Genomic DNA, 20,146 nt, shown 5'->3' on the forward strand with positions numbered 1-20,146 from the left:
TAAGGATATTTACATAAAATTAGATTGAACAATGTCTACTACTGATAAGAAAAAGAATATTAGAATAGAGGTAATGCAAGAGATCGAGAGCAAGGTAGAAGGGTTTATAGACTCTTATCTTATCCCGATCGAAGAAATTTGGCAGCCCACGGATTTTTTACCTGATTCCCAAAGTGAAGGTTTTTTGGACCATGTAATTCAGATTAGGGAAGAAGCAAAAGAATTAGGATATGATCTATGGGTTACTTTGGTTGCAGATACCATTACAGAGGAGGCCTTACCAACTTACGAATCATGGTTAATGGACGTAGAAGGTATAGATCAACACGGAGAGAATAAGAACGGTTGGTCTAAATGGGTACGCCATTGGACCGCAGAAGAAAATAGACACGGTGATGTCTTAAACAAGTATCTCTATTTATCTGGAAGGGTAAATATGAGGGAAATGGAAATTACCACACAGCATTTATTAGCAGATGGATTTGATATAGGTACCGACAGAGATCCTTATAAAAACTTCGTTTATACCTCCTTTCAGGAATTAGCCACTAATATTTCCCATAAGAGGGTAGGGCAAATGTGTAGAAAAGGCGGAAATACGCTTTTAGGAAAAATGTGTAACATTATTGCAGGTGATGAGATGCGCCACCATTTGGCATATAGAGAATTTGTAAAGTTGATTTTTGAGCACGATCCAAGTCAGATGATGTTGGCCTTTGCCGATATGATGAAGAAAAAAATCGTTATGCCAGCTCACTTTCTAAGGGAGTCTGGAGGTACTATTGGTGCGGCTTTTGAAAGTTTCTCTAACTGTGCACAGCGATTGGGTGTGTATACTGCTCATGATTATATCGATATCCTCAGGAAACTAAACACGTATTGGGAGCTAGATAATATTAGAGCTTTAGATGATGATGCGGAAAGAGCAAGGGACTATCTAATGAAATTACCAGAACGTTTGGAGCGTATAGCGAGTAGAATGAAATTCCCTGAAGACCAATATACGTTTAAGTGGGTAGAGGCCAATGGAAGGATGAGGTAAGCTCTTTTTTTCTATTAAGGTAAAATAGATAACCCATCATGTAGCGAATTTATGTGGCAATCTGTTGTTTCGATCTTTAGACTGAAACTACAGATTGCTTTTTTTTTATGATTTATATTTATTTCAAAGTACGCTATCAATAATTTTTACCATTCCTGTAAGGTAAAAAACTTCCCATTTAAATCTTCTGATGAATTAAAGGTGTGCTTCCTTATAACAGCTGCTTGTTAAAGTTAAAATTAGCGTTCTAATTTGTTTGGATTGCTGTCCTGAAATTTTGACTGGATTTCTAATCATCTCTTTCGAAAGTTACCAACTACACAAATTTTGGGACCATCTATATATATTCATAAGAAGACTTGGAGTTAAAATCTGATATTAGCGTAAAGGAAATTACCTATAAGACCCAATTTTTCCCGATTAAGTTTCGGCATTGAAAATGGGTTCTAAAAAACTTAATATTTAAGTTAGTTTGAGTTAGTTTGGCAAGACCCGCAGCTATTGCGAATTTGTCTATTCGGGGGGAGGAGAAATTTATAGTAGCTTCGGGTTTTTCATTTTCTATACTGTGTATAATAGTTGGGATTTCATGGATATTACACTTATAACTAATCAATAGATAAGCCGTTCAATTTCCATTTGGGCAAGAACGGCTTTAATTATTCTGTCAAAATTTATTGATTACAGGTCAAACTTAATTCCTTGGGCCAAGGGAAGCTCAGTAGTGTAATTAATGGTGTTAGTCTGTCTTCTCATATATACCTTCCAAGCGTCCGAACCAGATTCGCGTCCACCTCCGGTTTCTTTCTCACCTCCAAAAGCACCACCTATTTCAGCACCAGAAGTTCCAATATTAACGTTGGCAATTCCGCAATCGCTTCCGTAAGCAGATAGGAACCGTTCAGCTTCCCTAAGATTGTTGGTCATTATTGCTGATGACAAGCCCTGTACCACTCCATTTTGTATGGCAATGGCATTCTCTACATCCCCAGAATATTTTAAGAGATAAAGCACTGGTCCAAAAGTTTCATGCTGTACAATATCATAACTGTTTTCAGCTTCTGCAATGGCAGGTTTTACATAGCACCCGCTCTCAAATCCTTTGCCTTCCAAAACGCCACCCTCTACAATTACTTTTCCGCCTTCTTCCACTACCTTTTTAAGAGCTTGCTCATAGTTTTTTACGGCATCTGTGTCAATTAGAGGACCTACATGATTTTTTTCATCCAAAGGATTTCCAATGCGCAATTGCTTGTAGGCCGTAGTTACCGCTTCTTTAACCTTGTCATAAATAGATTCGTGAATGATTAATCTTCGGGTAGAAGTACAGCGCTGTCCTGCAGTACCCACAGCTCCAAAAACTGCCCCAATCACGGTCATTTTAATATCCGCATCTGGCGTTACTATAATCGCATTATTACCTCCTAATTCTAGAAGTGATTTTCCTAATCTAGCGGCTACTGCTTGGGCAACAATTTTGCCCATTCGTATAGATCCTGTGGCGGATACTAAAGGAATACGACCATCGTGGGACATAAATTCCCCTACCTTATAATCGCCATTAATTAAACAGGATATACCTTCTGGTAAATTATTATCCTTAAATACCGCTGCAGCAATATTCTGGCAGGCAATACCGCAAAGAGGCGTTTTTTCACTTGGTTTCCAGATGCAAACATCCCCACAGACCCATGCCAAGGCCGTATTCCATGCCCAAACAGCAACTGGGAAATTAAATGCGGAAATAATTCCTACAGGTCCCAAAGGGTGATACTGTTCGTACATTCGATGTCCTGGTCGTTCAGAATGCATGGTAAGTCCGTGTAGTTGTCTGGATAACCCTACTGCAAAATCACAGATATCTATCATTTCTTGCACTTCCCCAAGTCCTTCTTGGTAGCTTTTCCCCATCTCGTAGGAAACCAATTTTCCAAGAGGTTCTTTTAGTTCCCTTAGCTTATTCCCAAACTGTCTAACGATCTCGCCACGTTGCGGTGCAGGCTTTGTTCGCCATGCATTAAAAGCAGAAGTTGCGGTGTCCATAACCTTTTCATAATCTGTTTTGGTGGTGGTTTTAACTTTTGCTATTAAAACACCATCCACCGGGGAAATGGATTCAATAATTTCTCCAGATGAAAAACTTTTGGAACCTGTAGAAGTTCCCTCATTAATATCTTTGATTCCCAATGCGGTCAGGGCATCTTGAATTCCAAATTCTTGCGCGACTTTTGACATTTATAACTTTTTATGTGTTAATTGTGAGATTTATCAAATTTACAAATTAATAAGTGGATATACATAATGTGTACATTGAAGTTTAAGTCGCAAGAGGAATTACTTATTTATCACTATCCAAAATATATCTAGGATCTACGGGCATAACGGTACCGCAGTTATTACAGGTCCTAAGTTCTTCGGAGCTATAAAAAATTTTAAAATGGGCAAGAAAATCTTTTTCAATATCATTTAGGGTAAAGTAGACTTCATACAGTTTATGATTACAATTATCACAGAACCAAAGAAGTCCGTCATCAACATCCATATCCGCTCTTTTACGTTCTATGACGAGCCCTATGGAGCCTTCCTGTCTAACCGGGGAATGGGGAACCTTTGCGGGATGGAGATACATGTCACCAGGCCCTAATTGCATTATTTTCTTTTTCCCATCCTCCTGTATATGTACTTCTATATTTCCTTCTAGCTGATAAAAGAGCTCCTCGGTTTCATTGTAGTGATAGTCTTTTCGTGCATTTGGACCAGCTACAACCATTACGATATAATCCCCAGATTCGGTATATAGGTTTTTATTACCCACTGGGGGCTTTAAGGTTTCACGATTTTCTGAAATCCATTGACCTAAATTAAATGGCTGTTTTATAGACATGCTCTTTCCTTATTTAACAATTAGAATAATGTGAGGGAGTAAATGTTGATGGAAAATCCACTGAAAATCAACAATACACCAATCTAATCTCAAAAATAAGAAAAGTAAGGCCATTCTAGACGTGCTTTCTGGATTTTAGACCTTAATTGTGACTCGAGTTTGTCTTGCTATCTATAAAAGAGATGGGTAAAATATAATTTCCCCTCGCTATTGCGTTTAACACTTGCTGCGCTATGTGTAAATTCGCCTTCTATGGTTTTGCGATGGTCATTACTTGCTAACCATTGTTGAAAAACCTCCAGGGCAGATCCGTAATCTTTAGCGACATTTTCGGATACATAAGTGGCATTTGCTGCTGAGGAAATAGTGGAAGCGCGCACTTTAAAATTGTCATGATTGGCAGTGCCTTTTGCAATCATATAGTCCGTGTGCTTATTGGCGTGTACGTAGGCCAAGTCGCTAAAATCTAATTCGTTAAATCCTAATGAGACTCTATGCTCATTAACAAGTACCAGTAATTGCTGTTCTACTTTTACTGCGTTTTCTGCTTCCCCAAGTGGGTTGGGTTCTATAGTCTCGGAACTACAGGAACCTATTGCACACGCGAACAAAAGCATTAAGAGATAATGCGTTTTCATATAGTGTTCTTTTTGCAAGCAGGTAAGCGGGAAAAATGGGGTATTCTCGTGTTCTTAAAAAAAATGGCTTCTCGTAACCACCGCTGTAATGTTACAAAAAAATGTTTAAATACGCCATATTGTAATTCCAATTTTGCATTATGGCGAATATTTAAACCTTTGGTAGCATTTTCAGCAAAATCCGTCCTCTAAAGCACATCGAAAAAGATAGTCTTTCGTTAGTTTGCCTTAGAAATCTCCCTTAAGTAAATAGCTTATCTTTAATTTGCTAAAAGTGAGGATAGATGGGAAACGCGTAATTCCTTATATATTTACAAGGCTAAAAACATACTCCTATGAAATTATTTTTACGTACCCTTATATTGTTGCTTTTTATAGGATGTAATGATAAACCGAAAGCAGATAGTCTAACTTTCGATAATCTTAACCTTTATCAAGACTACATTACTGAAGTTACACACGGTATTATTTCTGCCCAATCAGATGTACGGGTCGTATTCAAATTTCCAGTGGATGATTGGGTAAGCGGACAGGTGTTGAAGGCGGACCTATTAAAAGTGTCTCCAAAAATTGAAGGTAAAGTAATTGTTTTGGATGCAAGGACCCTTGCTTTTGTCCCCGAAAAATCTTTTAAGCAGGATACCAATTACCAATTTACATTAGACTTGAAAGGTATAGTGGCAGATATTCCAAAAGAATTGCGCAACTTTACCTTTGGCGTGAAGACAATAAAGCAGCAGTTCAATGTCTATACTCAGGCAATACAATCATATTCTAAGGAATATCAATATTTGGAAGGACAGTTGATAACTTCAGATCAATTAACATTAAATGAAGCGAAAACCTTAATAAAGGCAGCTCAGAAAGGCAAGAATATTCCTGTAAAATTTGATCCTTCGGTGAAGGAAGGATTTCAATTTCCGTTTAAAGTAGATAGTATTTCCCGTTATGAAGAAGACACAGATTTGAAAATAATTTGGGATGGTGACCATTTGGGAATTGAAAGTTCTGGTAAGAATTCCGTAAAAATACCGGGGAAGAGCAATTTTATTATTTTAGATGCAGTTGTTGAAAATGTAGGTGGTCAAGTGCTGCTAATCAATTTTTCCGATCCCTTAAAAAAAGGTCAGAACCTTAAAGGATTGGTGCTTTTGGAGAGCGATGAGAATCCTAAATATGCCATTGAGGGGAATGTTTTAAAAGTCTATCCCTCTATAGAGATAAAAGGGACTATGGAACTTTCTATTTTTGAAGGTATACAAAGTGTGGAGGGCAACCGGTTAAAATCCAATTTCACCCAAAAGATAGCTTTTGAGGAGATAAAACCCGAAGTGAGACTACTTTCTAGCGGCACTATTTTACCTTCCTCCAATAATCTAAAAATAAATTTTGAGACGGTAAATCTTAGGTCGGTCCATGTTTCTGTACTGCGGATCTTTGAAGATAACGTACTGCAATTCCTTCAGCAAAACAACGTTAGCGATAGTTATAACCTAACTGCTGTGGCGCGACCTATTGCTACCAAAACAATCGATTTAGGTAACAGTATTGCTGTTCGAAGTGGTAAATGGACTACTCATGCCCTAGATCTTAAAACTTTGATTAGACCAGAAGTTGGAGCAATATACAGAGTAGAGTTAAGTATAAAACCATCGTATAGTCTATACCAATGCGACGTATCGAATTTTAGCGATAAAGAATTGGTAATTTCAGATTACGATGAGGAAGTGGAAATGAAATCCTGGGATGGGGTAGCGGATTATTATGGGACCTACTATGATAATTACGATTGGAACCAGCGGGATAACCCTTGTCATAGCTCCTATTATTATGATAAAACCGTGGGGACTAATGTTTTGGCTTCTGATATAGGAGTTACTATAAAACGGGGAACTAATAATAACTACTTTATAGCGGTTAATAATATTGTTAATACGGCACCTATAGCTGGTGCCAAGGTTACATTTTACAATTACCAACAGCAACCATTGGGGCAGGTAATCACCGAGGAAAATGGGACTTCTAGTTATAATTCCGAACACCTAGCCTTTTTTGCCGTGGTAGAGAGTCAAGGTCAAAAAACATATGTTAAACTAAACGATGGAAATGTACTTTCGGTGAGTAAGTTTAAGGTAGATGGAGAGGTTATTCAGAAAGGGTTAAAAGGATTTATTTATGGAGAACGGGGAGTATGGCGCCCCGGCGATAGAATATTCCTCTCGTTTATGTTGAATGATAACAATAATAAACTTCCTTCACAGCATCCTGTTAAATTAGAACTTTTGGATCCCTATAATAAGTTGGTGCACCGAGAGGTAATTACGCAAGGGCTAAATAACTTCTATAGTTTTCAATATAAGACCGATGAAAATGCGCCTACAGGTAATTGGTTGGCTAAAATAACCATAGGTGGTGCTACGTTTACAAAAACCATAAAAGTAGAGACTATAAAGCCCAACAGGCTAAAGATTAAAACAGAATTTGGTAAAGAGCTACTTAGTAGTACATCCCCAATAAGCGGAAATATGGAAGTTGCCTGGTTGCACGGGGCAGTGGCAAAAAATCTAAAAGCCGATATAACCGCCAAGTTTAAAGTGCAAAACACCAAATTTAATGCATTTCCAAATTATGTGTTCGATGATCCTACCCGCGCTTTTTCGATGGAAGACCAACTGATTTTCAACAATAAAATAGATGGAGAAGGACGAGCCACCTTTACAATGGATCCAAAATTCAGTAGCCCAGCTCCAGGGATGTTGAGTGCTGTTTTCGTGACTAAAGTATATGAGAATGGCGGAGATTTTAGTACAGATGTGTTTTCTAAATCCTACTCGCCCTATTCTACCTATGTGGGATTAAATGTACCCGATGGTGATAAGACTAGTGGAATGCTTCTAACTGATGTGCCTCATAATTTTGGGGTGGTTACAGTAGATGAAAATGGTATTCCAAAGGCTACAGAGAATTTAAAAGTGGCGATTTACAAGATAAATTGGAGGTGGTGGTGGGAGACCTCTCAAGAAAACCTTTCTAATTTTAACAGTGACCAATATCAAGAGAAAATAACTGAGAAGACTATAAGCACCGACTCCAAGGGACGGGGTTCTTTTTATTTTGAAATAAAGTATCCGGATTGGGGTAGATATCTAGTAAGAGTAGAAGATCCCAAAGGGGAACATTCTACCGCAGCTACGGTATATATGGATTGGCCGGGTTGGGCAGGCAAATCCAGGAAGAGTGATCCTTCTGCAGCTACCATGTTGGTGTTCTCAACAGATAAAGATAATTACAAGGTTGGCGAGTCGGCAACGGTTATATTCCCCAGTTCTGAAGGAGGAAGGGCGTTGGTTACCATGGAGAACGGCGTTGAGGTGTTGGAAGCCCATTGGGTGGCAACTACCCAAGGGGAAACTAAATTCCAAATTCCTATTAAAGAAGTACATGCACCCAATGTATTTATCAATATAAGCTTGCTTCAGCCGCATGCAACTACCTTAAATGATAACCCTATAAGACTATATGGAATTGTACCCATAACAGTAGAAAATCCGGCAACAAAATTAGAGCCTTCCATAGATATGCCTAAAGTATTAAGGCCAGAAGAGAAGGTTACTGTAAAAGTGAAGGAAAAACAAGGCAAGGCAATGACCTATAGTATTGCTATGGTAGATGAGGGACTGTTAGATTTAACTCGATTTGCCACTCCAGACCCTTGGAAAACCTTCTATGCAAGAGAGGCATTGGGGGTAAAAAGCTGGGATGTATACGATGATGTTGTTGGTGCGTTTGGAGGTAGAATAGATCAGGTGTTTGCTATAGGTGGTGATGGAGAATTAGCAGGGGCAAAAAATAAAAAGGCAAATCGTTTTGAGCCTATGGTGGTATTTATGGGCCCATTCTCCCTTAAGGCAGGAGAAACCAAAAAGCATGAAATAAATATACCAAAATATGTAGGGTCTGTACGTACTATGGTGGTAGCTGGTAACCCAGAAAAAGTAGCCTATGGAATGGCGGAAGAAACCACTCCCGTACGAAAGCCTTTGATGGTGCTTGCTTCCCTACCCCGAAAAATTACTCCCGGGGAAACGGTAATCCTACCCGTAACCGTATTTGCCATGGAAAATAAGGTGAAAGAAGTAAGTCTAAAGCTAAAGCCAAATCCTTCATTTACAGTATTGGGGAATGCGGTACAAACGGTATCATTTGACAAGCCAGATGAAAAGATGGCGTACTTTCAATTGCAGGTATCCGATTATAATGGGGTAGGTAAGGTAGTTGTAGAAGCTTCGGGGAATGGAGAGAAAGCTTCTTTTGAAATAGAGATAGATGTGGTAAATCCAAATCCGATCAGTACCCAAACGGAAGAACTTGTTTTAGCTCCAAATGAGTCGCATACACTAGAACTTACTACCTTTGGAATAGAAGGGAGTAATACGGCACAACTAGAATTCTCTACCCTACCGGCCATGAATTTTAATGGGCGGATGGAATATTTAATTAATTATCCACACGGGTGTTTGGAACAGATAACTTCTGGCGCGTTCCCTCAATTATTTCTTGCCGATATTTTTGAAATTAACTCCACGAAGAAAAAGCAAATTCAACAGAATGTGGAAGGTGTCATTAAAAGAACTGGGGCCTATCAACTCCCTTCTGGTGGATTTTCCTATTGGCCGGGACAGCATCAAGCCGATGACTGGAGTTCCTCTTTTGTTGGGCATTTTTTATTGGAAGCCGAGAAAAAAGGATACGTGCTGCCCATAGGATTTAAAGCGAGTTGGATAAAATATCAGCAGAATATGGCTAAGGCATGGCGTGGTGGTGCTAATAATTCCGATCTGGCTCAGGCATATCGATTATATACATTGGCTTTTTCAGGACAAGCAGATATAGCATCTATGAATAGGCTTAGAGAAACCGCAGCCTTATCTAATGAAGGTAAATTTAGATTAGCTGCCACCTATGCATTGATCGGACAAGCCAAAGTGGCTGAAGAAATTATAAGAACAGCAAATTACAACCAAGATAATAAGGATAGCTATTATAGGACATATGGGTCCGTAGAGAGAAACAAGGCTATGGCCTTGGAAACATACGTACTCTTAGATGATAAATCGAAATCCCAGGAGCTGGCTAAAACGCTGGCCCAACGGTTATCAGAAGACCAATGGATGAGTACGCAGAGTACGGCTTACAGCTTATTAGCAATGGCCAAATTTGCAGAAATGGTAGGAGGAAAAGGAATAAAGGCCTCTAGTCAGGTCAATAAAAAAATAGCTCAGATAGAAACAGAAAAGACCCTGGGAAATATAGATTTGGAAATAAATAAAGGAAATAACACACTTGTTATGAAGAACGACGGGGATAATACCTTGTTTGTGAGTCTTATAAAAACTGGTGTTTTGCCTGTTGGAGAAGAAAAAGAAATCTCCCGGAATATGGTAGCCAAAGTTATCTATAAAGGTAGGGATGGTGCTGTTATTGACCCTAGCAAATTAACTCAGGGGACAAATTTTGTAGCTGAAGTGTCCTTGACCAATACTAAATCGAAGGATCTTAAAAACATAGCCCTATCTCAAATTTTTCCTAGTGGATGGGAAATTGTAAATACCCGCTTTACAGATTTTGGTGATTTCGCCGAAAACGAAGTCACCTATACAGATCTTAGAGATGATCGGGCCTATTTCTATTTTGATATGAAGGCGAGTTCAACCAAAACCCTGCGGATATTGTTGAATGCCTCTTATTTGGGAAATTATTATTTGCCGGGAATACAAGCAGAAGCTATGTATGATAATGACTTTTTTGTACGTACCAAGGGGCAATGGATAGAAGTGACCCAATAATACAATTGGCATAGATGAAATTTTTTGTTGTTTTTCACGCAACCAAATGCAGGTTTTTGCATTATAAGGGTTGATAACTAAAATTCTATCTATGAAATTAAAAAATGCATTAATGAGTTTGGGTACCGTTGCCCTTGCAATAGGTCTTAACAGTTGTAACCTCTCCGATGACGTGGAATTTGAGTGTCCAGCAGATTATACAGGAGTTCTTTTAGAAAACGAAGATGTAATGTTGGGCAGATGGGAGCTAACCGCAATCGTGGCAGATAAAGAAGTAGATATTTCTAAGGATGGTGAGGACAATCCTAAAAAGGATATTTACGTGCAATATGAAGATTGCAAAAAGGATGTTGACTTTGTTTTTACACAGGATAGAGGGTACACCAATTCTGAGGGGCAGAATGTGGAAAATTGTACCGATAAAGCAAAATATAAAGGGACTTGGAAATTAAAGGAAACGGTTTTAAGCTTGGTAAGCAATTGTTACGTTCAAAATTTGCCTTTAGAGTTTAATGGGAGTAAGACCGCTTTTTCCTATAAGGGTAATTACACAATTAAGGATGTGCACGGGATAAATATTCAAACAGAAATTACCTTTACATATACTAAAGAAGCGAATGATTTACAGCCAGAATAGAAGTTTGTAAGGACTTATACATAAAATGGGCCGGACAGTAAAGTCTGGCCCATTTTATTGGTGTAAATTGTAATTTCAATTTAATATTAATAGGGTGTGCAGAGATATTTTCGTAAATCTCTAGAACTTAGAAATCCAGAAAACTCCCCTCTTGTTCCTTCTCATCGCCATCAAGAAACTGGGTTTCCTTCAATACGCTGCTAAAAACAAAGTCGCCTATTTCTTTTACTGGAGCATATAATTTAGATTCCTCCATATAGTCTGGTTTTATAACGCCAAGCTGACTATTGCCTTTATCGAAAAAAACTAAAAAAGCACCCAATATTACTGCAACTTTCAAGGTGCCAAATACGGCGCCTGCCAATTTGTTTAAAAGCCCCAACATAGCAAAGTCTATTATTTTTGTCAATATCTTACCAATAACGACAACTAGGATTACAATGAGGATAAAAGTGAGAGCGAAAGCGATAGTATTCATATACTGTTCATCCCATTCCATATTTTTAGAAAGATATTCACCAACAATATAAGAAAAATGGATAGCCCCATACAGTCCTGCAATAACGGCGATAAGGGAAGCCAATTCTACAAGGAGGCCATTTTTAATGCCCTTATATAGGCCGTAAATTAAAAGAAGCCCTAAAATGATATCTAAAATTCCCATTCTTAATTCGCTTTTGACAAATATAGAACTTTGATTTGTACCTTTGATAATTCTGAGCAATCCATATTGCGAATTGAAGCGCAGAACAATGATCGGTAAAAAATATCATGTCTAGAGATATACAGTTAAAAGAAAGATGGAAGGTTTTGGTAGAAAAACTTTCTGCCCAGTTTGCGGATAACGATCCGTTAGAGTTGGACGCGATAATTTATTTGGTAGGACTCCAAGAGCTTGGGCAAATCCATAGAAAATACAAAAAGGACGAAAAGCTAAATCTTATGCATATTGCAATCTGTAGGTTATTAGAGCCTTATGGTTACTATGAATTCGATTATTTTGACGAAGATGGTTGGCCACATTATACCATAAAAGAAGAATTGCCCGCCTTAAAAGCTGGGGAGCAATCTGTTTTAATGAAGGAGGCGTTGGTGAGTTATTTCGTGGAAAAGGAATATATTTCCTAAGTATATAGATCCGGAAATACTTTTCTCATTCTTGGTGTATAACTTATATTAGGGTGGCGCTACATCTGGCCTAACTACAAGAGGACTAAATTGGGGGCAAATTGTAATGCCTGCCTAGCCCAATTGGGATACAAATACTTAAATGGATAGAAACGCTATACTATCAAGTCTTCGAAGTTGGACTTTTTCCATCAAGAAAAGAAAACATTTTCTATTACTTTCCATAACTATAGTTCTTTTTCTTGCCTATTATTTTTGTTTGCCAAAGAATCTTTTCAATGTGCCTACAGCCACGGTAGTGGAGACCGATTCTGGGGAGCTTTTAGGAGCTCGTATTGCGGAAGATGGGCAATGGCGCTTCCCTGTAGTAGATAGCGTTCCCTATAAGTTTGAAATGAGTATCCTAAATTTTGAGGACGCCCATTTTTATAAGCACCCTGGTTTTAATCCCATATCCATGGTTAAAGCATTTTGGACAAATTGGAGTTCGGGGAAAACGGTTAGGGGTGGAAGTACCATTACTCAGCAACTTATTCGCTTATCTCGTCATCAGCAAAATAGAACGTATTGGGAAAAGGTAAAGGAATTGGTGCTTGCCACTAGAGTAGAATTACGGTATTCCAAAAAGCATATATTAAAGCAATATGCAAGTCACGCCCCTTTTGGTGGTAATGTAGTGGGCTTGGAAATGGCGGCCTGGCGATATTTTGGGTTGCAGCCCCACCAACTGTCATGGGCAGAAGCTGCTACTTTGGCCGTTTTACCCAATGCGCCCAGTCTTATTTATCCAGGTAAGAATCAAGAAAAATTATTGGAGAAAAGGAATAGACTACTCTACAAGTTATATGAAAACCATTATCTAGACAGTCTTTCCTATCAGTTATCCCTTCTAGAAAAGCTGCCTAAAAAGCCGTTTAACTTGCCCAATAAAGCGCCTCATTTGTTACAGTTTATAGCAAAGAGCAAAAAAGGAGAGCGCATCACTACTACTATAGATCCCTATCTACAGTCCACCGTAAATGCTATAGTGAATAATCATCACAAGTTGCTAAAGCAGAACCAAGTTCACAATGCTGCTGTCCTTGTAATGGAAGTAAATAGTAGAAGAGTACTATCCTATGTAGGAAACACCTTAGCAGGTCCAGATCATGAGGAGGATGTAGATATGGTACATGCCAATCGCAGTACTGGAAGTGTAATAAAGCCACTCCTCTATACCGCTATGTTAGATGCGGGAGAATTGTTGCCTGGAATGTTGGTGCCTGATATCCCAACCTATATTGCGGGCTATGCTCCAGAGAATTTTGATCGTACCTATAGTGGTGCCGTAAGGGCAGACAGGGCCTTGGCAAAGTCTTTGAATATCCCGTCCGTAAGATTATTGCAGGATTATGGATTGCATAAATTTAGGGATCAGTTGGACTTCTTTAAGTTAAGGGGCTTAAATAAGCCTGCAGATTATTATGGACTAACGCTTATCCTTGGTGGCGCCGAAAGTAACCTTTGGGATCTCTGTAAAACCTATGCATCCTTAGCCTCTACCATTAATCATTTTAATAAAACTTCCAGTGAATATTATACTGGGGAGTTTGCCGAACCAGTAATCATTGAGGGTTTTCAGACCGATTTTGGAACGCGATCCACAGAAAGGACCATTTTTGATGCCGCAAGTATATACCTCACTTTTGAGGCCATGAAGGATTTAAATAGACCCGAAGGCAGTGAATCGTGGGAGTTCTATGATTCCTCTAAGAAAATTGCTTGGAAAACGGGGACTAGCTTTGGAAATAAGGATGCTTGGGCAATTGGGATTACCAAAGACCATGTAGTAGGTGTTTGGGTAGGAAATGCAGATGGGGAAGGGAGACCCAATATGATGGGATTGAACACGGCGGCCCCTATCTTATTTGATGTGTTTGATGTTCTTCCAAACGCCTCTTGGTTTTCAGTCCCTGAAGATGAGTTTACTAATATTGAAGTTTGTGCAGACAGCGGATTTTTGGCTTCCACTATTTGCCCTACCACCACCATCCGTATTCCTAATAAAAAGCAGTATGTTAAGGTTTGTGGCTATCATACCCTAATTCATTTAGATCAAAAAGGAGCGCTTCGGGTGAATTCGTCCTGTGAAGATCCCGCCGAAATCCGTACCCAACCCTGGTTTGTACTGCCAACTCTTATGGGGTATTACTACCAAAGAAGTAATCCTACCTACACTATGTTACCGCCCTTTAAAGCTAGCTGTAAACAAACGGGCACGCCAGATATGGCCTTTATTTATCCCAAAGACGGAAGCAGGATTACCCTTACTAAAAATTTTGCGGGGAAAACAGGTGAATTGGTCCTTAAAGTAGCGCATACTAAGCCCCATGCTGAGGTGTATTGGTATCTAAACGATACCTTTCTTGGGGAGACCATTAACTTCCATGAGATAGGAATTGTACCAGAAAAAGGAGAGCACCGGATAACCGTGGTAGATAATATGGGAAATGAAGTTATGGTTAACATTTCCATAGAGTAGCATTTCTCTTTTGATGCTGGACTGTAAACTCATATCTTTATTGGGCTAAGAATCCAATGTACTAATTATAAATCCTGCAAAAAATAGAATTGATGAAAAGTAATATACGTTTTTCCAATTTGGATAGGCAAAAGACTGTTGCCAAATTAAAAGAAGAAACTTTCGACCTGGTCATTATAGGAGGTGGAATTACTGGAGGGGGTATCGCGCTGGACGCTGCCGCCAGAGGTTTAAAAGTGGCGTTGTTGGAAAAGAGCGACTTTGCTTCGGGGACAAGTAGTAAATCTACCAAATTGATTCATGGGGGATTGCGTTATCTAAAACAGTTCGATTTTTGGTTGGTTAAGGAAGTGGGATCGGAACGTGCAATTGTTCATAAGCTGGCGCCTCACTTGGTATTGCCAGAAAAAATGCTGCTGCCCCTAATAGAAAACGGGTCATATGGGAAATGGCTCACCTCAATTGGGCTAAAAGTATACGATATTCTAGCTCAGGTGACCGGAGATGATAAACGGCAAATGCTAAAGAAAAAAGAGGCATTAAAATTGGAGCCACTCTTACCTAAAAAGATTTTGAATGGTGCTGGTTATTATGCAGAGTACCGTACCGATGATGCCCGTTTAACATTGGAAACCATAAAGACTAGCTTACAGTTTGGGGCTACCGCCATTAATTATGCAGAGGTGTCCCAGTTTATTTATGACAATGATAAAGTGGTAGGCGTTAAGGTGATGGATCATATATCGAATAGTGCATTTGATATAAAGTGTAAATATGTGATTAGTGCAGCAGGACCATGGGTAGACGAACTTAGGTCGATCAATAATTCCAAAAAAGGTAAGCGATTACATCTTACAAAAGGAGTTCACTTGGTTTTTCCCTATGATAAGTTGCCGATTAAACAATCGGTATATTTTGATATCCCTGATGGTAGAATGATGTTTGCCATTCCAAGGGGGAAAATTACCTATGTAGGTACCACAGATACCAATTATACTGAAGATAAGGATAGAGTGAAGGTTGATATAACCGACGCGCTTTACTTGATTTCCGCAGTGAACAATATGTTTCCAAAAATTAATTTGGAGCTAGATGATGTAATTTCCTCATGGGCAGGCTTGAGACCCCTGATTCATGAAGAAGGGAAATCCGCTTCAGAACTCTCCCGAAAAGATGAAATTTTTACTTCAGACTCAGGATTGATCAGTATTGCAGGTGGTAAATTAACAGGCTACAGGAAAATGGCCGAAAGAGTGGTGAATAAGGTGGCTAAAAAAATGGAAGAAGAGTATGGCATTGAAATAAAAGATTGTACTACAGATAAAATACCGCTTTGTGGAAACGATTTTAAGAAGTACAAACACGTTAAAAAGTACATTTCCGAAATACACGAAAGATTGGCTCCCGAAGGTTTTACAGAATATGATGCCTGGTATTTGGTGACCAATTATGGGAAACAAACCGAAACCATATTGGCTGAATATGCCAAACAAAAGGATCAGGATCATACTGTTGCTATGGCTAAGGCCGAATTGCGATTTGCAATTAATCAAGAAATGGTAATTACTCCTATGGACTTCTTTATAAGAAGAACGGGTCGCTTATATTTTGATATAGAAAGTATCAATAAATTGATGGAGCCTATTTTAGAAGAGTTCCAACAGATTTATAAACTAGACAAGGATACCATCAACAGTTATAGGAAAACACTGGAAATGGAAATTAAGGAACATTCCAACTTTTCCTTAGATAGGGAATAATGTGTAAACATCCCTAACTATCTAAGTAATCATATTTAGTTAGGGGTGTATTTAATCCAATTTATCGGTCAACTCTTTAAAAACTCGTTTTGGGTTTTTATCTTCGTATAACACGTCGTAAACCGCATTTAGAATTGGGGTTTTCGATTCTTTTTTGTGTTTTGTGATAATTAAATAGGCACTTTTAGTGGCATAGTAGCCCTCGGCTACCATTTTCATTTCCATCATGGCACTTTTTACCGTGTAGCCCTTGCCTATCATATTGCCAAACATACGGTTACGACTAAAAATAGAATACCCGGTAACTAACAAATCGCCCAAATAAGCCGAATTGTTGATATTTCGTTTCATTTTGTGTACCTGCTTAATAAAGCGTTTCATTTCCCGAATGGCGTTGCTCATCAGAACACTCTGAAAATTGTCCCCATACCCTAGACCGTGTGCAATTCCAGCAGCTATCGCATATATATTTTTTAACATGGCAGCATATTCCGTGCCTATAATATCATCGGATATTTTGGTCTTTATATAATCACTGCTTAAATGCTTGGCTACCAATTCTGCCTTTTCAGTATCTGCACAAGCAATGGTTAAATAGGAGAGTCGCTCTAATGCTACCTCCTCTGCATGGCATGGCCCAGTGATTACGCCTATGTTTTCAAAAGGAACCTGATAGTGTTCATTAAAATGCTCTCCTACTATTAAACCAGATTCTGGAACAATTCCCTTGATAGCAGAAAATATAATTTTGTCCTTTAATGAGACAGTTAATTGTTTTAGTTCCGAATTTAAAAAAGCCGAGGGGATCGCAAAAATAAGGACATCCGCATTGGAAATAGCCGTATTTATATCGTCGGTAAGTTTTAATTGTTCCGTTTTAAACTCTACCGAACTTAGGTATTTAGGGTTATGTCTATGATTCTTTATATGGTCAATGGCATCTGTATTGCGCATATACCACTGCACTATATCCGCATTTTCCGTTAGCATTTTTACAATGGCCGTTGCCCAGCTTCCTCCACCTAAAACGGCGAAATTTATATCGTTTTTCATCAGCATAAAGGTATCAATTTTTTACTTTCCCATCTATTGGACTAGCATTAGGGTTCCCCATCTAGTAAACCGGACTCCTCTTAAAACTTCGCTTTTCCCGTGGTAGAGTTAGGTAAAACCTTTGTTTTCCAGCTTCCAAAAAGAAGGGGGAGGCTACTAAAGTCAATAATTGCCCTCTCCATTATTTTATTTGGCCGGCAATGTAGTACGGTTTTTTGAAGTTTCAAAATAGGATAATGTTGCAATGGCTCCCGATTGCTAGTGTTAATATGCCTTCATAGTTCTATATTTAAAAGGCGTAAATCTTTGTATTTCAGATGTTTGAAAAACCGGCATGATGCTTATTTTATTTATTTACAATAACCGATCAAAGGAAATTTATGAGAACTATAAAACTGCTATCCATTATGCTTTTACTGGGAACTTTGGTTACAAGCTGTTATACCGAAGTTATGGTGGAGGACGACTATATACAGGAAGCCGCACCTAATCTAAGAGAGTTGGTGCATTCCTATGAATTGTGGTATGTATACATAAATGCTACTGTGGGAAATGGGGAAGTACCTTTTCTACAGCGTGCATTTACGGTCTCTTTTAAAGGAGGAGAACTATATGCGAACAATAATTTGGCAGGATTTGGAAAGACGGGGAATGGCTATGGAATACCAGTAGGGTTCTTTAATACTATTAATGGAAAGCTCAATATAGATCATGATGTAGATGGATTGTGGGGCTTAGAGGTTTTTGTAGTAAATTATAATACCATAGAACTGTACGATGGTCAAAGTGATACCTCTTATTTTTTAAAGGGATACCAAAGGAACAACTTTAATTATAACAAGATTTTCTACGATAACCTCCACTACTTTCTTCAGGAATATGACCTATGGGAAAAAGTAAAAACCAGTAGTGAGGGCGTAATAAACGAATTTGATGATGAGAACTTCTTGCAGTTTTTTGAGGATGGGAAAGGTAGTGGTTTCCGCTCTTCTTTGGATCCTAGTGAAATTTCTTTAAACAAAATAATTTGGGATTACCAAGGAGGATATGAGGTGTTTAATCTTCCGAATAACAATCTTGTTAAGGCGGTAAACTTGGATTACGATTATATGGGGAGTGATTATTTTGAATTGTATGTATTAAACGATAGCACCGTGGAACTATATCATACTGGAAGTGGTACCGTATATACTATTATGGGAAGAGGATTCATTACCTACCTTAAATCTGGGGCCTCTCAATTGGGTAAAATAAGAGTGAAAAATCAAAATGCGACTAGGAATGCATCTGTAAAAAGGACGTAATTACACGGTAAGAATATTTTGTGTACAGCATGTTACAGGTCTAAATAAAATTTTATTTTGGCGTTTGCCTCCCAATTTCGTTCAGTCGGAGATCCATATAATATCGGTAAAGTACACCTGAAATATGAAGATCATTAAACGCCACTTGCACTTTTTTTAACCTGTTAATAGTGAAATTGACCAACAATCTGTACCTTAACTCTTTGTGAATAATGTATAAAATGGATGGTAGTAAATCGTAGGATTATTTAGATGCAAGGTGACTACTTCATGTACTTCAGTTTATCAAGATATGATATAAATAGAGGAAAAATTAAAATTAGCTGTTATGAAAAAATCAAAAATAGAAATGGCCAATCACTACCATGAGGAAATTCCAGGTAACCCCTCTACGGCTACTTCTAGCAGCGTAAAATTAAACGATAGAAAAAATGATTCACGTTTGCGAGTGCTGAGTGAGTCCGACTGGCAATTTTGGGTACATAATGGGTATGTTATAATTAAAAAGACCATTACAAAAGGTCAAGCTCAAGAAACAGCTCATTTTTTATGGGAATTTGATGAGAAGGACCCTAACAATCCTGAGAGTTGGTATGCGCCCCCAAGAGCTGAAATGAAAATGAAAGAATTAACGGGGACGGGAATGGTAGAAGTTTATAATAATCAAATGCTATGGAACAATAGGCAGGAAGAAAGAGTTTATGATGCTTTTGTAGATATCTGGGGTACTGAGAAATTATGGGTGACCATAGATAGAGCCAACTTAAATTTTCCTAATCGGCCTGGTTATGAGCAAAAAGGGTTTATACATTGGGACTATGATCCAGAGACCAAACCACAAAATGTTCAGGGGGTCTTGGCCTTGTCCGATCAAACAGATGAAAACATGGGTGGCTTTCAATGTATTCCATGGTTATATCGTAATTATGAAACCTGGAAGACTACCCAGCCCGAAGATAGAGACCGCTTTCAGCCAGATGTAAGCAATTTGCAAGATAAAATTGTAAAGGTAAAGCTAGAGGCTGGAGATCTTTTGATCTTTAATAGCACGTTGCCACATGGCATTAGGCCTAATTTTAGTAGAGATAAGGTGCGGATTGCCCAGTATATTTCCATGATGCCCGCAGAAGAGAATAATAAAGCATTGCGAGAATGGAGGATAAATTCCTGGAGAAATAGAGTGGCTCCTGAAGGTTATGCCTTTCCTGGGGATCCACGAAATTGGGAGCAATTGAAATATCCAGTGGCAGAATTAAGTGAGTTGGGAGCAAAACTATTGGGTTTAAAATTGTGGTAATAGCGCAGTAGACTGAATTTTAGACCTATAATACAC

13 protein-coding genes are annotated in these 20,146 nt (G+C 38.5%); 8 read left to right on the forward strand and 5 right to left on the reverse strand.

Annotated elements, in window-relative coordinates; all coding sequences use genetic code 11:
• The first annotated feature begins 31 nt into the window (after positions 1–31).
• Positions 32–1,042, forward strand: a complete 1,011-nt coding sequence (locus G466_RS0100800; protein WP_026811918.1) for an acyl-ACP desaturase — start codon at positions 32–34, stop codon at positions 1,040–1,042.
• 681 nt (positions 1,043–1,723) lie between these two features.
• Here the strand turns inward: G466_RS0100800 and amaB are convergent.
• The 3 genes from amaB to G466_RS0100815 all read right to left on the reverse strand — a co-directional run bounded on the left by amaB (position 1,724) and on the right by G466_RS0100815 (position 4,564).
• The gene (gene amaB, locus G466_RS0100805; RefSeq protein ID WP_026811919.1) at positions 1,724–3,277 is read right to left on the reverse strand and encodes an L-piperidine-6-carboxylate dehydrogenase; all 1,554 of its coding nucleotides are present in this window, start codon (positions 3,275–3,277) and stop codon (positions 1,724–1,726) included.
• A 103-nt stretch (positions 3,278–3,380) separates the two neighbouring features.
• Positions 3,381–3,926, reverse strand: coding sequence for a 3-hydroxyanthranilate 3,4-dioxygenase (locus G466_RS0100810; RefSeq protein WP_026811920.1), 546 nt, complete (start codon positions 3,924–3,926; stop codon positions 3,381–3,383).
• Between the two features lie 167 nt (positions 3,927–4,093).
• A complete protein-coding gene (locus G466_RS0100815; RefSeq protein ID WP_026811921.1) occupies positions 4,094–4,564 on the reverse strand; it encodes a CAP domain-containing protein in 471 nt (156 codons plus the stop codon).
• 335 nt (positions 4,565–4,899) lie between these two features.
• Here G466_RS0100815 and G466_RS0100820 point away from each other — a divergent pair, with 335 nt between their 5' ends.
• Both G466_RS0100820 and G466_RS21220 read left to right on the forward strand, forming a co-directional pair.
• On the forward strand, positions 4,900–10,410 hold the full coding sequence (locus tag G466_RS0100820; RefSeq protein ID WP_026811922.1) for an alpha-2-macroglobulin family protein: 5,511 nt from the start codon (positions 4,900–4,902) through the stop codon (positions 10,408–10,410).
• Between the two features lie 91 nt (positions 10,411–10,501).
• Entirely contained in the window at positions 10,502–11,047 is a 546-nt protein-coding gene (locus G466_RS21220; RefSeq protein ID WP_051315476.1) for a DUF5004 domain-containing protein, read from the forward strand.
• 127 nt (positions 11,048–11,174) lie between these two features.
• Here the strand turns inward: G466_RS21220 and G466_RS0100830 are convergent, their stop codons facing one another.
• Positions 11,175–11,711, reverse strand: coding sequence for a CvpA family protein (locus G466_RS0100830; RefSeq protein WP_026811923.1), 537 nt, complete (start codon positions 11,709–11,711; stop codon positions 11,175–11,177).
• Between the two features lie 107 nt (positions 11,712–11,818).
• Here G466_RS0100830 and G466_RS0100835 point away from each other — a divergent pair, with 107 nt between their 5' ends.
• The 3 genes from G466_RS0100835 (at position 11,819) to G466_RS0100845 (ending at position 16,456) form a co-directional block, all read left to right on the forward strand.
• Positions 11,819–12,175, forward strand: a complete 357-nt coding sequence (locus tag G466_RS0100835) for a hypothetical protein (RefSeq protein WP_026811924.1) — start codon at positions 11,819–11,821, stop codon at positions 12,173–12,175.
• A gap of 142 nt (positions 12,176–12,317) precedes the next feature.
• Positions 12,318–14,696: a penicillin-binding protein 1C gene (gene pbpC, locus G466_RS0100840; RefSeq protein WP_084418661.1), complete on the forward strand. Its 2,379-nt coding sequence runs from the start codon at positions 12,318–12,320 to the stop codon at positions 14,694–14,696.
• A 92-nt stretch (positions 14,697–14,788) separates the two neighbouring features.
• The gene (locus tag G466_RS0100845) at positions 14,789–16,456 is read left to right on the forward strand and encodes a glycerol-3-phosphate dehydrogenase/oxidase (RefSeq protein WP_026811926.1); all 1,668 of its coding nucleotides are present in this window, start codon (positions 14,789–14,791) and stop codon (positions 16,454–16,456) included.
• A gap of 51 nt (positions 16,457–16,507) precedes the next feature.
• On the opposite strand, the gene G466_RS0100850 is transcribed toward G466_RS0100845, so the two are convergent.
• Positions 16,508–17,509 (reverse strand): NAD(P)H-dependent glycerol-3-phosphate dehydrogenase, encoded by a 1,002-nt coding sequence (locus G466_RS0100850; protein WP_026811927.1) that lies wholly within the window; start codon positions 17,507–17,509, stop codon positions 16,508–16,510.
• A gap of 380 nt (positions 17,510–17,889) precedes the next feature.
• Here G466_RS0100850 and G466_RS0100855 point away from each other — a divergent pair, with 380 nt between their 5' ends.
• On the forward strand, positions 17,890–18,813 hold the full coding sequence (locus G466_RS0100855; RefSeq protein WP_026811928.1) for a hypothetical protein: 924 nt from the start codon (positions 17,890–17,892) through the stop codon (positions 18,811–18,813).
• 328 nt (positions 18,814–19,141) lie between these two features.
• Positions 19,142–20,110, forward strand: a complete 969-nt coding sequence (locus tag G466_RS0100860; protein ID WP_026811929.1) for a phytanoyl-CoA dioxygenase family protein — start codon at positions 19,142–19,144, stop codon at positions 20,108–20,110.
• Positions 20,111–20,146: the final 36 nt, after the last annotated feature.

The organism is Arenibacter certesii DSM 19833, assembly GCF_000429545.1.
Taxonomy (GTDB): domain Bacteria; phylum Bacteroidota; class Bacteroidia; order Flavobacteriales; family Flavobacteriaceae; genus Arenibacter; species Arenibacter certesii.

Coding starts and splice junctions, on each gene's coding strand:
- G466_RS0100830 (WP_026811923.1), bottom strand. CDS start 11,711: ATGGGAATTTTAGATATCATTTTAGGGCTTCTTTTAATTTACGGCCTA.
- G466_RS0100815 (WP_026811921.1), bottom strand. CDS start 4,564: ATGAAAACGCATTATCTCTTAATGCTTTTGTTCGCGTGTGCAATAGGT.
- G466_RS0100820 (WP_026811922.1), top strand. CDS start 4,900: ATGAAATTATTTTTACGTACCCTTATATTGTTGCTTTTTATAGGATGT.
- G466_RS0100835 (WP_026811924.1), top strand. CDS start 11,819: ATGTCTAGAGATATACAGTTAAAAGAAAGATGGAAGGTTTTGGTAGAA.
- G466_RS0100800 (WP_026811918.1), top strand. CDS start 32: ATGTCTACTACTGATAAGAAAAAGAATATTAGAATAGAGGTAATGCAA.
- pbpC (WP_084418661.1), top strand. CDS start 12,318: ATGGATAGAAACGCTATACTATCAAGTCTTCGAAGTTGGACTTTTTCC.
- G466_RS0100855 (WP_026811928.1), top strand. CDS start 17,890: ATGAGAACTATAAAACTGCTATCCATTATGCTTTTACTGGGAACTTTG.
- G466_RS21220 (WP_051315476.1), top strand. CDS start 10,502: ATGAAATTAAAAAATGCATTAATGAGTTTGGGTACCGTTGCCCTTGCA.
- amaB (WP_026811919.1), bottom strand. CDS start 3,277: ATGTCAAAAGTCGCGCAAGAATTTGGAATTCAAGATGCCCTGACCGCA.
- G466_RS0100810 (WP_026811920.1), bottom strand. CDS start 3,926: ATGTCTATAAAACAGCCATTTAATTTAGGTCAATGGATTTCAGAAAAT.
- G466_RS0100850 (WP_026811927.1), bottom strand. CDS start 17,509: ATGAAAAACGATATAAATTTCGCCGTTTTAGGTGGAGGAAGCTGGGCA.
- G466_RS0100860 (WP_026811929.1), top strand. CDS start 19,142: ATGAAAAAATCAAAAATAGAAATGGCCAATCACTACCATGAGGAAATT.
- G466_RS0100845 (WP_026811926.1), top strand. CDS start 14,789: ATGAAAAGTAATATACGTTTTTCCAATTTGGATAGGCAAAAGACTGTT.